At 62.6% G+C, this 14,101-nt stretch carries 14 protein-coding genes; 3 read left to right on the top strand and 11 right to left on the bottom strand.

Features of this window, described 5'->3' with window-relative positions:
• Positions 1-269: 269 nt before the first annotated feature.
• Positions 270-1,259 carry a DMT family transporter gene (locus tag ACFSNN_RS22025; RefSeq protein WP_134455721.1) on the top strand — a complete coding sequence of 330 codons (990 nt, stop codon included), beginning with the start codon at positions 270-272 and terminating at the stop codon, positions 1,257-1,259.
• 107 nt (positions 1,260-1,366) lie between these two features.
• Here ACFSNN_RS22025 and ACFSNN_RS22020 read toward each other — a convergent pair whose 3' ends face one another.
• Together ACFSNN_RS22020 and ACFSNN_RS22015 are read right to left on the bottom strand one after the other, a co-directional pair.
• Complete coding sequence (locus tag ACFSNN_RS22020) at positions 1,367-1,699, bottom strand: RnfH family protein (RefSeq protein ID WP_134455720.1); 333 nt, start codon at positions 1,697-1,699, stop codon at positions 1,367-1,369.
• Positions 1,696-2,133 carry a type II toxin-antitoxin system RatA family toxin gene (locus tag ACFSNN_RS22015; RefSeq protein WP_012433427.1) on the bottom strand — a complete coding sequence of 146 codons (438 nt, stop codon included), beginning with the start codon at positions 2,131-2,133 and terminating at the stop codon, positions 1,696-1,698. Before ACFSNN_RS22015 ends, ACFSNN_RS22020 begins: the two co-directional genes overlap by 4 nt.
• Positions 2,134-2,233: 100 nt before the next feature.
• Here ACFSNN_RS22015 and smpB point away from each other — a divergent pair, with 100 nt between their 5' ends.
• The gene (smpB, locus tag ACFSNN_RS22010; RefSeq protein ID WP_012433428.1) at positions 2,234-2,680 is read left to right on the top strand and encodes an SsrA-binding protein SmpB; all 447 of its coding nucleotides are present in this window, start codon (positions 2,234-2,236) and stop codon (positions 2,678-2,680) included.
• A gap of 417 nt (positions 2,681-3,097) precedes the next feature.
• Here smpB and ACFSNN_RS22005 read toward each other — a convergent pair whose 3' ends face one another.
• The 3 genes from ACFSNN_RS22005 to ppsA form a co-directional block, all read right to left on the bottom strand.
• Entirely contained in the window at positions 3,098-4,030 is a 933-nt protein-coding gene (locus tag ACFSNN_RS22005; RefSeq protein ID WP_134455719.1) for an SPFH domain-containing protein, read from the bottom strand.
• A 61-nt stretch (positions 4,031-4,091) separates the two neighbouring features.
• Complete coding sequence (locus ACFSNN_RS22000; RefSeq protein ID WP_134455718.1) at positions 4,092-4,547, bottom strand: NfeD family protein; 456 nt, start codon at positions 4,545-4,547, stop codon at positions 4,092-4,094.
• 166 nt (positions 4,548-4,713) lie between these two features.
• Complete coding sequence (ppsA, locus tag ACFSNN_RS21995) at positions 4,714-7,119, bottom strand: phosphoenolpyruvate synthase (RefSeq protein WP_134455717.1); 2,406 nt, start codon at positions 7,117-7,119, stop codon at positions 4,714-4,716.
• Between the two features lie 513 nt (positions 7,120-7,632).
• On the opposite strand from ppsA, the gene ppsR reads away from it, so the two are divergent.
• Complete coding sequence (ppsR, locus tag ACFSNN_RS21990; protein WP_012433432.1) at positions 7,633-8,448, top strand: posphoenolpyruvate synthetase regulatory kinase/phosphorylase PpsR; 816 nt, start codon at positions 7,633-7,635, stop codon at positions 8,446-8,448.
• Positions 8,449-8,607: 159 nt separating this feature from the next.
• Here the strand turns inward: ppsR and ACFSNN_RS21985 are convergent, their stop codons facing one another.
• From ACFSNN_RS21985 to lpxD, 6 genes are all read right to left on the bottom strand, one after another.
• Positions 8,608-9,393: a TrmH family RNA methyltransferase gene (locus tag ACFSNN_RS21985; protein ID WP_134458780.1), complete on the bottom strand. Its 786-nt coding sequence runs from the start codon at positions 9,391-9,393 to the stop codon at positions 8,608-8,610.
• A gap of 73 nt (positions 9,394-9,466) precedes the next feature.
• The gene (rnhB, locus tag ACFSNN_RS21980; protein ID WP_134455716.1) at positions 9,467-10,213 is read right to left on the bottom strand and encodes a ribonuclease HII; all 747 of its coding nucleotides are present in this window, start codon (positions 10,211-10,213) and stop codon (positions 9,467-9,469) included.
• Complete coding sequence (lpxB, locus tag ACFSNN_RS21975) at positions 10,210-11,379, bottom strand: lipid-A-disaccharide synthase (RefSeq protein ID WP_134455715.1); 1,170 nt, start codon at positions 11,377-11,379, stop codon at positions 10,210-10,212. The genes rnhB and lpxB overlap by 4 nt, the downstream gene beginning before the upstream one ends.
• Positions 11,380-11,382: 3 nt before the next feature.
• A complete protein-coding gene (gene lpxA, locus ACFSNN_RS21970) occupies positions 11,383-12,171 on the bottom strand; it encodes an acyl-ACP--UDP-N-acetylglucosamine O-acyltransferase (RefSeq protein ID WP_012433436.1) in 789 nt (262 codons plus the stop codon).
• A gap of 128 nt (positions 12,172-12,299) precedes the next feature.
• Complete coding sequence (gene fabZ, locus ACFSNN_RS21965; RefSeq protein WP_012433437.1) at positions 12,300-12,764, bottom strand: 3-hydroxyacyl-ACP dehydratase FabZ; 465 nt, start codon at positions 12,762-12,764, stop codon at positions 12,300-12,302.
• A gap of 228 nt (positions 12,765-12,992) precedes the next feature.
• Entirely contained in the window at positions 12,993-14,093 is a 1,101-nt protein-coding gene (lpxD, locus tag ACFSNN_RS21960; protein WP_134455714.1) for a UDP-3-O-(3-hydroxymyristoyl)glucosamine N-acyltransferase, read from the bottom strand.
• Between the last annotated feature and the right edge of the window lie 8 nt (positions 14,094-14,101).

The raw sequence follows: 14,101 nt of genomic DNA, 5'->3' as shown, positions 1-14,101 counted from the left end.
CAAATCCTATAGGCGCAAAAGCGAATTATACGCGATACCTCCCTGGTTTTCACTGCACTAACAGCAGCTTAGCGAATTTCCGGCGGTTTTTTTCGCACCATCGGGCCCCTCTATTTCGCTTGGCTGTTCGCCTCGGGTTCAATCGGGTTTCGTTTGCGCGTTCGGGCGCAACCGGGTGGCGGCGACTCGAATTGCAGAATCGAACAAGACGCCCGGCCCGCCAACCGGCTATTCTGCCGACCATTCCAGTTTTTTTGCAGGGGCAGTCGATGCAGCGCGGTGTGGCATATGGAGTAATGGCCGGGGCCTTATGGGGCATGGTTTTTCTGGTGCCGCGCGTGCTGCCGGACTTTTCGCCGCTGCTTCTGAGCGCGGGCCGCTACACGATGTACGGCATCGTCTCGCTGGCCGCCGCGCTGCCCATGGCGCGCTCGCTCGTCAAACGGCTGACCCGCGAGGATCTCGGCGCATTGGTGAAGCTGGCTTTGGCCGGCAACCTCCTCTACTACCTGCTGCTGACGGCCGCCGTGCACCTGATCGGCATCGCGCCGTCGTCGCTGATCGTCGGCGTGCTGCCCGTCACGGTGACGCTGCTGGGCCGCCGCGATCACGGCGCGGTGCCGCTCGCCCGCCTCGCCTGGCCGCTCGCGATGGTGATGGCGGGCATCGTCTGCATCAACATCGATGTCTTTACGGTGGCGGACAGCACGCAGGTCAGCGTGGTCACCAAGCTGATCGGGCTCGCCTGCGCGGTGGGCGCCTTGGGATGCTGGACGTGGTTCGCGGTCGAAAACGCCCGCTATCTGCAGCGCCAGACGCATTTCAGCGGCAATGAGTGGTCAGTCTTGTGGGGCGTGGTGACGGGTGCGCTCGGCGCGGCGCTGTGGCTCGTGATCGCCGTGCTGCCGGCGGGCGGTCCGCAAGGCGAACTGGCCGACGGGCGCTGGCACACCTTCTGGATGCTTAATCTCGGGCTCGCGATCGGCGCATCGTGGCTCGGCAACGGGCTGTGGAATGCCGCATCGAAACGGCTGCCGCTGACGCTCTCCGGCCAGATGATCGTGTTCGAGACGCTGTTCGCGCTGCTTTATGCGTTCATCTATGACCAGCGACTGCCGCGTCCGCTGGAACTGGCGGCGATTCTGCTGCTGGTGGCCGGCGTGTGCTGGTCAGTGCGCCAGCATGCGGACGACGATTCCGCCGATGCCGCGCCGCCCGGCGTCAAGCTAAAGAAGAAGCCTCAGGTTTCGACGTCCTGAGCCTTGCCGGGAAATGACATGAAATCCCCGGCAGCCGTCGCGCCAGGCCGCGAATGACGGAAACACGAACCGCGAACTCCCCGCCAGGCACCCGACCCGCCCAAATATCAGCGCGAATCCTTGTTCTGCCAGCGGCGCCCTTCGATCGAGCCTGCCTTGCGGGTCTTCTCGACGCGCCGCTGACGCGACACCTTGGGATCGACCAGCAGCGGCCGGTAAATCTCGACCCGGTCATGGTCGGCCAGCACCGCGTCGAGCGGCTTGAGTTTGCCGAACACGCCCACTTTCTGCGTGCCCAGATCGATTTGCGGGAACCGCCGCAAGATGCCGCTGGCGTCCAGCGCCTGCTGCAACGTGGCGCCCGCGGGCAATTCAAGCGCGATCAGCGCCTGCTCGCCGGCCGACGCATAACAGACTTCAATCGACAGGCGCGCGCTCATGCCTTACCGTAGCGCTGATCGGCGCGCTTCACGAACGATTCGACGAAGGTGTTGGCGATGTGATTGAACACCGGCCCAATGATCTTTTCGAGAATGATGTTGGTGAATTCGTAGTGCAGCGCGAATTCGATCTTGCAGGCATCTGCGCGCAATGGCGTAAAACGCCAGAAGCCCGTGAACTTGCGAAACGGGCCGTCCGCGAACTCCATATCGATGCGCGTGGGCCGCTCCATGCTGTTACGCGTGGCGAAGTGCTGCTTGATGCCCTTGAAGTTGATATCGATCTTCGCCTCCATGCCGGTTTCGTCCCGGCGGCGGATTTCGACTCCCCCGCACCACGGCAGGAAGTTGGGGTAATCGGCGACGTCGGTGACGAGGTCGAACATCTGTTCCGCCGAATGGCGGATCAACACGGTTTTCTGGACATCTGCCATAAATTGAACAGCGCGTGGCAAGGGTGGACGAGCGCAGCGGGCTTTCCTTGCCCCGCTTTGCTAAAATCGTGATTTTAAACGAGTTGGGCACTTTCCATTCATGAGCATTATCGACAACAGAAAAGCCTTCTACGACTACTCGGTCGAAGAACGCTATGAAGCAGGGCTCGTGCTCGAAGGATGGGAGGTCAAGGCGCTGCGCGCCGGGCGCGGCCAGATCAAGGAAGGGTACGTCGTTATCAAGAATAACGAACTGTTCCTGATCGGCACGCACATCAGCCCGTTGCCCGAAGCCTCGACCCATATCAATCCCGATCCGGTGCGCACGCGCAAGCTGCTGTTGCACAGCGAAGAGATCAGCAAACTGATCGGCAAGGTCGAGCAGCGCGGCTACACGCTCGTGCCGCTGAATTTTCACTACAAGGGCGGCCGCGTCAAATGCGAGATTGGCCTTGCCAAGGGTAAGAAGCAGCACGACAAGCGCGAGACCGAAAAGAAACGCGATTGGGAACGTGAAAAGGCGCGGTTGATGCGCTCGCCGACTTGATGAGCGGCCTGGTTTGATCGACGGTTGATGGTGGGCGGTGTGTTGATATGCCGCGTTTCGTCTGCCAATCGTTCGCTGCGATTAGCTCGCATGTGGCAAGGAAGCGTGCTTCACAAGCGCTGAAAGGTAAATGGCCCGTATAGTCCGCGGGCCATTTTTCTTTGCAAGCACGCGAAAGCGTTGGGCGACGCGTTCCGTGCGTTCCGTGCTTTCCGTGCTTTCCGTGCTTTCCGTGCTTTCCGTGCTTTCCGTGCTTTCCGTGCTTTCCGTGCTTTCCGTGCTTTCCGTGCTTTCCGTGCTTTCCGTGCTTTCGATACGGTCGCCGCAGTCAAGCGCTCAACGCAAGCGGCACGGCCAGTACGTTACGAGCTGCCTGTAAGCCCGCTCCCGCCATCGCATCGAGGGCGGCCGGCCCGTTCAACGCACCTCGTTCACGCCCTTCCCCTTATTCACAATCGTCAGCGCCGACGCGATCATCGAACTCATGTCCGCGAGATTGCCCGGCACGATCAGCGTGGTGCCCTGCTTCGCCAGATTGCCGAACGCGTTCACATATTGTTCGGCCACCTTGAGGTTCACCGCTTCCATCCCGCCGTTCGATTGAATCGCCGCCGCGATCTTCTGAATTGCCTGCGAGTTGGCCTCGGCCACGGCCAGAATCGCCGACGCCTGCCCTTGCGCCTGATTGATCGCTGCCTGCCGCTCGCCTTCGGACTTCTGAATCGCCGCCTCACGGCCGCCGGACGCGATGTTGATCTGCTCCTGCTTGCGCCCTTCCGAAGCGGCGATCAGCGCGCGCTTCTCGCGCTCGGCGGTAATCTGCGCCTGCATCGCGTGGAGAATTTCCTTGGGCGGCGTCAAATCCTTGATCTCGTAGCGCAACACCTTCACACCCCAGTTCGTCGCGGCCTGATCGAGCGAGGACACGATGCTGTGGTTGATGAAGTCGCGCTCCTCGAACGTTTTATCGAGTTCGAGTTTGCCGATCACCGAGCGTAGCGTGGTTTGCGACAACTGCGTGATCGCGAACACGAAGTTGCTCGACCCGTACGACGCTTTCATCGGGTCGGTGACCTGAAAGTACAGCACGCCGTCCACCTGCAACTGCGTGTTGTCGCGCGTGATACAGACCTGGCTCGGCACTTCGAGCGGAATTTCCTTTAGGATGTGCTTATAGGCGATCCGGTCGACGAACGGAAACGCGAAGCTCAACCCCGGTGTCAACGTACGGTGATAGCGGCCGAGCCGCTCCAGAACCCACGCATGCTGCTGCGGCACGATCTTGATGGTCTGCGCCGCCAGTACGATCACGATGATCAGAAGCACCGCCCCGACGATGGTCGAATCCATTACTGCCCTCCGGTCCGTAGCTCGAATAGTTGTGTGTGACGCGCGTGTGCCCAGTCGGTGCTCATGCCGTGGTGGCCCGGGTGTTTGAACGACGCGCCGCCACGACCACGAGGCAACTGCCTCGCAACTCCGTAATTTCGTAGAGATGCGCGTCTTCCGGCTCGCCCGCGGCCAGTTCGACGTCCCATGCCGCGCCGCGATAATCGGCGCGCGCTCGCCGCTCGTGCCACGCCGGCACAGCGAGCGTTTGACCGATGTCGAGATTGACGTCCGGGTTGCGCGACGCCTCCTTGCGCGTTCTGCGGCCGAACCGCGAACGCCGGAGCAGCAACACCGCCGCCAGCGCCACCACAGCCGCGACGGCGAATTGCACGTCGGCTGGCGCGCCCGCGAGATGCGCGAGTGCGGCCGCGACACAGCCCAGCGCGATCATCAGCAGATAGAACGTACCGCTGAGCAACTCCAGCACGACCAGCACACCCGCCCCGATCCACCAGAACAATCCACCTGGCGCCACGTCGACCTCCACAAAGCAAAACACCCCGGATCTACCGGGGTGTTTATAGCACGAAGCAAGCGCGTTAAACGGGCGATACAGCACGGTTTCACGTGCATTCGACGCGCGCTTGACCTACCGCATCGCACGTTATGCATGCCGCTTAGGAAGCGGCACGCCATTCGCCTTACTGCTTCGCCGACTTCGCCAGTTGCTGCCACGTTTCGACGATCGTGTCAGGATTCAGCGAGATCGACTTGATGCCTTCATCGGTCAGCCATTGTGCGAAGTCCGGATGATCCGACGGGCCCTGGCCGCAAATACCGACGTACTTGTCCAGTCGCAGACACGTGTCGATCGCGCGCTTCAACAGGAACTTGATTGCCGGATCACGTTCGTCGAAATCCACCGCCAGCAGTTCCATGCCGGAGTCACGGTCGAGGCCGAGCGTGAGCTGCGTCAGGTCGTTCGAGCCGATCGAGAAACCGTCGAAGAATTGCAGGAATTCTTCAGCCAGAATCGCGTTCGACGGCACTTCGCACATCATGATCAGGCGCAGGCCATTCTCGCCGCGCTTCAGGCCGTACTTGGCCAGCAGCCCGACTACGCGTTCCGCCTGCTTCAGCGTACGCACGAACGGCACCATGATCTCGACGTTGTCGAGGCCCATCTCTTCGCGCACCTTCTTCAACGCGATGCATTCCATCTGGAACGCTTCGGCGAAATCGTCCGCGATGTAGCGCGACGCGCCGCGGAAACCCAGCATCGGGTTTTCTTCGTCCGGCTCGTAGCGCGAACCGCCGATCAGCTTCTTGTACTCGTTCGACTTGAAGTCCGACAGACGCACGATCACGGGCTTCGGATAGAACGCCGCCGCGATCGTGGCGATGCCTTCGGTCAGCTTGTCGACGTAGAACGCGCGCGGCGAAGCGTGCCCGCGAGCGACGCTTTCCACGGCCTTCTTCAGGTCCTGATCGATGTTCGGGTACTCGAGAATCGCCTTCGGGTGAACGCCGATGTTGTTGTTGATGATGAACTCGAGCCGCGCCAGACCCACGCCTGCGTTCGGCAGTTGCGAGAAGTCGAAGGCCAGCTGCGGGTTGCCCACGTTCATCATGATCTTCACCGGAATGGCCGGCAGTTCGCCGCGCTGCACTTCGGTGACTTCGGTTTCCAGCAGGCCGTCGTAGATCCTGCCTTCGTCGCCTTCCGCGCACGATACCGTGACCAGCGCGCCTTCCTTCAGCACGTCGGTCGCGTCGCCGCAGCCGACCACCGCCGGCACGCCCAGCTCACGCGCGATGATCGCCGCGTGACAGGTACGGCCGCCACGGTTCGTGACGATCGCCGACGCACGCTTCATGACCGGTTCCCAGTTCGGGTCGGTCATGTCGGCGACCAGCACGTCGCCCGGCTGCACGCGGTCCATTTCCGACGGATCGTGAATCACGCGCACCGGACCCGCACCGATCTTCTGACCGATTGCGCGGCCCGTGGCCAGCACGTTCGATTGGCCCTTCAGCTTGAAGCGCTGTTCGGCCTTGCCCGCCGCCTGGCTCTTCACCGTTTCCGGACGCGCCTGCAGAATGAAGATCTTGCCGTCGCGGCCGTCCTTGCCCCACTCGATGTCCATCGGACGCTCGTAGTGCTTTTCGATGATGACGGCGTATTTGGCCAGTTCGATCACGTCTTCGTCCGTGATCGAGAAGCGGTTGCGCTGCTCGTGCGCGACGTCCACGGTCTTCACGCGGCCTTCTTCGCCCGCCTTGGTGAATTCCATCTTGATCAACTTCGAGCCGATGGAGCGGCGGATGATCGGGTACTTGCCCTGCGCGAGCGTGGTCTTGTAGACGTAGAACTCGTCCGGATTCACCGCGCCTTGCACCACGGTTTCGCCGAGACCGTAGCTCGATGTGATGAAGACGGCGTCCTTGAAGCCCGATTCCGTGTCCAGCGTGAACATCACGCCTGCCGCGCCGACGTCCGAGCGCACCATGCGCTGCACGCCCGCCGACAACGCGACTTCAGCGTGCGTAAAGCCCTTGTGGACGCGATAGGAGATAGCGCGGTCGTTGTACAGCGACGCGAACACGTGCTTCATGCGATCGAGCACGTCTTCCACGCCGACCACGTTGAGGTAGCTTTCCTGCTGACCCGCGAACGATGCGTCCGGCAAGTCTTCCGCCGTTGCCGACGAACGCACGGCAAACGACAGCTCTTCAGGCGAGCTGTTTTGCAGGGTGTCGAAGCCCGCGCGGATATCCGCCTCCAGTTGCGGCTGGAACGGCGCGTCGACGATCCATTGGCGGATCTCCTTGCCCGCTTCGGCGAGCGACTTCACGTCGTCGACGTCGAGCGTTTCGAGACGTTTGGCGATGCGTTCGGTCAGGTTGTTGTGCTGCAGGAAGTCGCGGAAAGCCAGCGCCGTGGTGGCGAAACCAGTCGGCACGCGCACGCCGGCTTCGGCGAGCTGACTGATCATCTCGCCCAACGACGCGTTCTTGCCACCGACGATTTCCACGTCGGTCATCCGCAACTGCTCAAACGGAACTACATACGCCTTATCCTTTGCGACGGTAACTGCGTTAGTCATACAAGCCCCTAAGTGTGAAAGAAATTCACGGCTGTGCAAGTGGGCTCGAACGCGAGACGCCCATTGGGAGCGTGACCTCGCGTCTTGCACAACCTGTTGGAGAAGCAATCGCTCGAAGCGCGAGGAAGAAGGCGAATGGATGGATTTACCGATCGATCCACCACGTTTCCGGCAACTTAACGACCAAAATACCGGCCAAAAGCGAGGCGTTGAACGACCGTTCGCGGTGAGTTAGACGCCAATCGCCTGCAATTGCTTATCCAACAGGTTGCCGCTATTCTACCGTGCCGACTTTGAAAATGTGACAGTCGGACGAGAATTGCGCCTCGAATCGCGCCCCGGACCGGCCAGCGGGCTTTTGCGAGGCCCCGCCGCCATCCGGGCGCAGTTGCGGTGCTCACGGCGCGCTGGTCGGACGCCGCTGCAGTTTCCGGTCAGCCACCGGGCAGCGTCGTTCGCACAGCGATGTTTCATTCGAGCGCTTTTTTTCGCTCACGTTCCCCAGCCCCACTGATGCCGCCCACCGTATTCATCGTCTCCGACGGTACCGGGATCACTGCCGAAACTTTCGCGCATTCGATCCTCTCCCAGTTCGACCAGAAATTCCGCCTGGTTCGCGTGCCCTTCGTCGACTCGACCGAGAAGGCTTACGCCACGCTCGAAAAGATCAACGAAGCGATCGTGCAGGACGGCCGCCGTCCGATCGTCTTCACCACGCTGGTGGACAGCGCGTCGAATCAGATCGTCAAAGGCTCGAATGCGCTCGTGCTGGACATGTTTCAGACCTTCGTCGAGCCGCTCGAACAGGAACTGGAACTGAAGTCGAGCCACGCGATGGGCCGCGGCCACCAGAACGCCGACACCGAGGAATACAAGAACCGGATCGAGGCGATCAACTTCTCGCTCGCTCACGACGACGGCCAGTCGAACCGCAACCTGGCCGACGCCGACGTGATTCTGGTCGGCGTGTCGCGCAGCGGCAAGACGCCGACGAGCCTCTATCTGGCCATGCAGTATGGGGTGAAAGCGGCCAACTATCCGCTGATTCCGGAAGATTTCGAACGCGGCAAATTGCCCACGCCGTTACTGGCGCATCGGCAGAAAATGTTCGGTTTGTCGATCGATCCGCAGCGGCTTTCGGAGATTCGCAACGAGCGCCGGCCCGGCAGCAAGTACGCCGCGCCGGAGAATTGCCGTTATGAAATCAACGAAGCCGAAGCGATGATGCGGCGTGAAGGGATCAAATGGTTGTCGTCGACGCACAAGTCGATCGAAGAGATCGCGACGACGATCCTGCAGGAAATCAAGCTGGATAGGCCTTCTTATTGAGCCTGTGCGTATGGGTCGCGCGAGCCCGGCGGCCTTGAACATCGGCACGCGCGAGGACTTGCGTGTGGTCGTCGAGCCACCGCTTAAGCGCGATCTGAGCCCCGCAGCCTGAAACAGGCTCCAGCGCTGACGAACGCCGGAGCGCGCACGTCTCCTGCGTCAACTACGGCCGCGTTGCTGCCGGCACTGCTCGAATACGCACACGGCCGCCGCGGCCGCCACATTCAGCGACTCCATGCCGCCCGGCTGGGGAATCGTCACCCGCAACGAAACTTTGTCGCGCCAGATCTGCGAGACGCCCGCGCCTTCGTTGCCGAACACCCACGCAAGCGGACCGCTCAGGTCGCAATCGTAGATCGCCTCGGCGCCGTGCGAGTCCGTGATCACGATCGGCACCGCGAGTCGCTCGATCAGCGCTTGCGTTTCCACGTCCTCGTGAATCTGCAGCAGGAAGTGCGCGCCCATGCCCGAGCGCAAGACTTTCGACGACCACGCGTACGCCGTACCCGGCGCGCAGAACACCTGCTGAATGCCGGCGGCGGCCGCGCTGCGCAGAATCGAGCCGACGTTGCCCGCGTCCTGTACGCCGTCGAGCACGAGGCAGGTTTGCGCGACCGTGTCGGGCAGCGGCGTATCGAGCTTTTCAACCAGCAGCAAAATGCCGACGCCGTGCACGACATTCGACAACTGCCCGAACAATGCATCCGGCAGCGTCACGACACGATGATCTTCGATACGAGCAACGATCGCCTGCGCTTCGTCGTGGCGCAGTGCGCCATCGGTGACGATGCACATTTCCGGTTGCCCGGCGACGTCGAGATAGGCGCTCGCGAGATGAAACCCTTCGAGCAGCGCGTGGCCGCTTTTACGCTGTTGATGCGTCGAGCCGGCCAATGCCTTCAGGCGCTTGTAGAGCGGATTGTCCCGCGAGGTGATGGCTTTCACAGGCAGCGAAGAAGACAGTGAGGATGAGGAAAAGTGGGTCACACGCAGCGCTTGGAAGGCGCTCGTGTGAAGCTCAGACGGCGCTGCCGCGTTCGCCGAAGGCGTCGTCGTCGAACATCACTTCGGACACGACGATCACTTCACCCGCCGGCAGCGGCACGCCCGTGCCCATGCGCAGATGCGCCTCACGCACCGGCGCGAACGAGCGCCGATGATGCTCGCAAGGTCCATGTTCGCGCAGCGCCTTGAGATGCTGCGGCGTGCCGTAACCGGCATGCGCGTTGAAGCCGTAGACGGGATGCGTCTGATGCAATTCGAGCAGCATCCGGTCGCGCGTGACCTTGGCGAGAATCGACGCCGCCGAAATGCTTTTGACGAGCGCGTCGCCGCCAATCACCGCTTCGCTGCGCACGCTCAATGTCGGACAGCGATTGCCGTCGATCTTGACGAGCGTCGGCACGACGGACAGGCCTTCGACGGCACGCTTCATGGCCAGCATGGTGGCGTGCAGGATATTCAGAGAATCGATTTCTTCGACGGTGGCCGAAGCGATGCAGTAAGCGAGCGCGCGGTCGACGATCTTGTCGTACAGTTCGTCGCGCTTTTTTGCTGTCAACACTTTGGAGTCGTCGAGGCCGCGAATCATCGGCCTGGACGGGTCGAAAATCACCGCAGCGGCCACGACCGGGCCGGCCAACGGGCCGCGCCCTGCTTCGTCGACGCCGCAGACGATGTCATCCGGCGTCTCGAAGTTCAGGCCGACCTGTTGCGCCGACGCTCCTGCGACGCTTTTACGGCGCGGCGCGCGTGACGCAGTCACGACCGCCCCCTGCGCTTTTCGATGACGCTCGCCACGACTTCCGCCGCACGCTGCGCGGTGTTCTGCTTCAGCACGTGATGCATCTCCGTGAAGATTTCCGTCAGCGTGCGCCGGTTGGTCTCGTCGCGCAACTGTTTCAGCGTCGCTTCCGCCAGCGCCTGCGGCGTGGCGAAGTGCTGCAGGATCTCCGGCACCACGAAGCGCCCCGCCAGAATATTCGGCAGCCCGACATACGGCAGATAACCCTGCCGGCGCATGATCTGACCGGTCAGCCAGGGCACCTTGTACGAGATCACCATCGGTTTTTTCAGCAGCGCGGCTTCGAGCGTCACGGTGCCGCTCTTGACGAGGATTGCGTCGGCCGCGGTCATGGCGAGTTGCGCCTGGCCGTCGGTGATCGTCAACGCGAGGCCGGGGTGCGAATCGACCAGCGGCCGCAACATGTCGCGCAGCGCCGGCGTAGCGGCCGGCATCACGAAGCGCAGATTCGGCTCCTGGTGCTGCATCATTTCCATCGCGGCGAAGAACGTCGGGCCGATCAGATCGATCTCCGAGCGCCGGCTGCCCGGCAGCACCGCGATGATCGGACCGTCTTGCGCGAGACCGAGTGCCCGGCGCGCGCCGAGCGTGTCCGGCACGAGCGGAATTTCGTCTGCAAGCGGATGGCCCACGTACGATGCCGCGACGCCCGCTTTTTCCAGTAGCGCCGTTTCGAACGGGAACACGCACAGCATGTGGTCGACCGCCTTGGCGATCTTCTTGATGCGGCCGCCGCGCCACGCCCAGATGGACGGACACACGAAATGAACGGTCGGAATCCCGGCCTCGCGCAACGGATGCTCGAGCCCGAAATTGAAATCGGGCGCATCCACGCCGACGAACACCGACGGCGGTTCAGCCAGCAACTGCCGCTTCAGTTCGTTGCGAATGCCGAGAATGCCGGGAATGTGCTTCAGCGCCTCGACGTAGCCGCGCACCGAGAGCTTTTCCATCGGAAAGTGGGCGTCGAAGCCCGTGGCGATCATGCGTGCGCCGCCGATCCCGTAGTACTGGGTGCCGACGGGCAGACGGCTCATGAGGCCGTCGAGGAGCGAGGCCGCCAGCAGATCGCCGGACGGCTCGCCGGCCACCATCGCGACGCGCAAGGGACTGGGTTGTAATGCCATCGCTTAGCGGATGATGCCGCGTTGCGACGCTTCGACGAACGCGAGCAGCGTCTGCACCGGCGCGTCGCCGTCGCCGCCCGCGGTCGCGAGTTCGCGCAACTGCACCTTCGCTTCTTCAAGCGAGAGACCGTTCTTGTACAGCACGCGATACGCTGCGCGCAGCGCCGAAATCGCGTCCGGCGAGAAACCGCGGCGGCGCAAACCTTCCACATTGATGCCGTGCGGTTCGGCCTTGTTACCGGCGGCGATCACGAAGGGCGGAATATCCTGCACCAGCGCCGAAGCGCCGCCCAGCATGGAATGCGCGCCGATGCGCACGAACTGATGCACGCCCGACATGCCACCGACGATCGCGTGGTCGCCGATCGTCACGTGACCGGCCATCTGCGCGTTGCTCGACAGAATGACGTTGCTGCCGACGTGGCAATCGTGCCCGATGTGCACGTACGCCATGATCCAGTTGTCGTCGCCGAGCGTGGTGACGCCGGCGTCCTGCATCGTGCCGGTGTGGATCGTGGTGAATTCGCGGATCGTGTTGCGGTTGCCGATCACGAGCCGGGTCGGCTCGTCCTTGTACTTCATGTCCTGCGGACGGCCGCCGACCGATGCGTAGTGGCCGATCCGGTTGTCTTCGCCGAGCGTGGTGTGACCTTCGATCACGCTGTGCGAACCGACCGTGGTCCGCGCGCCGATCGTCACATGTGCGCCGATCACGGCATACGGTCCGACTTCGACGGATTCGTCGAGTTGTGCGCCCGGTTCGACGATCGCAGTGGGATGAATCCTGCTCATGCGTCCTCGCTTCTGATTCTGTTGCGTTGTCTGGATGGGCGTCTGGCGGGAGGCCGGCGCGCGCATGACGCCGCCGACCGCCCGGACGCTGGCTCAAGCGCCTCGCGCTCAAGTGCGCTCAAGTGCGCTTAAGCGTCCTTGTCCGTGTGCCGCACCGCGCACATCAGGTCGGCTTCCGCCGCCACCACGCCATCCACTTCGGCGCGCGCCTTGAACTTCCAGATGCCGCGCATGTGACGCTCGAACGTGCAGTTCAGGATCAGCTGATCGCCCGGTTCCACCACGCGCTTGAAGCGCGCGTTGTCGATGCCGACGAACAGGTACAGCGTGTTCGACGGATCGCTCGGCTCTTCCGAAAACGTCAGCAGGGCCGCCGTTTGCGCGAGCGCTTCGAGAATCAGCACGCCCGGCATCACTGGACGCGTCGGGAAGTGACCCTGGAAATACGGTTCGTTGATCGACACGTTCTTCAACGCTTTGATGCACTTGTGCGGCTCGAGTTCGAGCACCCGGTCGACCAGCAGGATCGGGTAACGATGTGGCAGCAGCGTGAGAATCTTATGAATGTCGAGATTGATTTTTTCGGTGCTCATGGTGTTTCTGCTCACGCATTGACTGCGCGGTGATGACTGCGGATGCTGGTGCAGGTGGATTGGTAAAGCGTGCTGCCGGCGCTCGCCGTGACCCGGCGGCCGCGCCACCCGGTCACGGCAACCGACTTTGCTTCCTGATGCTTGCCCGCCATTTTACGCGGTGCCGGCAAATTGGCCGGCGAAATGCTGAGTCTGCTGAGTCAATTGCCCTGCGAGTTGCCCTGAGGTTCAGCTTTTGCTGCCCGCGGAATTGCTTGCCGGGCCGCCCTGCTTCTCAGCTGCGGCGTTTTCAAGCGCCTTGATACGATCGCGGAGTTTGTCGATATTGCGCAGCAACGCCGCGCTCTTGTTCCAGTCTGCATGGTTCACGGCCGGGAAGGCACTGGTGTACATACCAGGCTTGAGCAGCGACTTCGAGACGCCCGACTTGGCGGTGACGATCACATAGTCGGCCAGCGTGACATGCCCGGCGATCCCGACCGCGCCGCCGATCATGCAATGGCGGCCAATAGTCGTGCTGCCCGCGATGCCCGCGCAGCCGGCAATCACCGTATAAGCGCCGACTTTGCAGTTGTGGCCGATCTGCACCAGGTTATCGATCTTCACGCACTCTTCGATGATCGTGTCCGCCATGGCGCCACGGTCGATGGTGGTGTTCGCGCCGATTTCGACGTCTGCCGCGATCGACACACCGCCGACCTGCGGAATCTTCACCCAGCTGCCGGTACGCGCCTCACCCTCGCCGACGAAATCCGGCGCGAAGCCGAAACCGTCCGAGCCGATCACTGCGCCCGCGTGCACGATGACGCGCTCGGCGAGCTTGCAACCGTGATACACCGCGACATTGGGATAAAGATGCGAACCAGCGCCGATGCGCGTGCCACGGCCGATCACGACATTGGCGTCGAGCCGCACGTTGTCGCCGATCACCGCGCCCGCCTCGACCGTGACGTGCGGGCCGATCACCGCACTCGCGGCGATCTGCGCCGACGGGTCGATGGTCGCGCTCGGATGTACGCCAGGCGCCGCCTTGGGCGCAGCGAGGTCGATGAAGGTTTGCGCGACGCGCGCGAAGTAAGCGTACGGATTGGGCGTGACGATGAAGTTACGATTCTCGCGGGAAGCGAGCTTGGCGAGGTCGTCGGCGTTGATCAACACCGCGCCCGCACGGGTCGTTTCGACCTGCGACAGGTACTTCGGATTGGCGAGGAACGCCAGCTGGTCCGGACCTGCCTGGTCGAGCGGCGCGAGACCGCCGACGCGCTGCGAACCGTCTCCGACTACTTCACCGCCGAACCGCTGGACGATGTCCTCGAGCGTAAATGCCATGCCTATCC

The sequence above is a fragment of the Paraburkholderia dipogonis genome (genome assembly GCF_042680985.1).
Taxonomy (GTDB): Bacteria; Pseudomonadota; Gammaproteobacteria; order Burkholderiales; family Burkholderiaceae; genus Paraburkholderia; species Paraburkholderia phytofirmans.
This window is presented reverse-complemented; position numbering and strand designations above follow the sequence as displayed.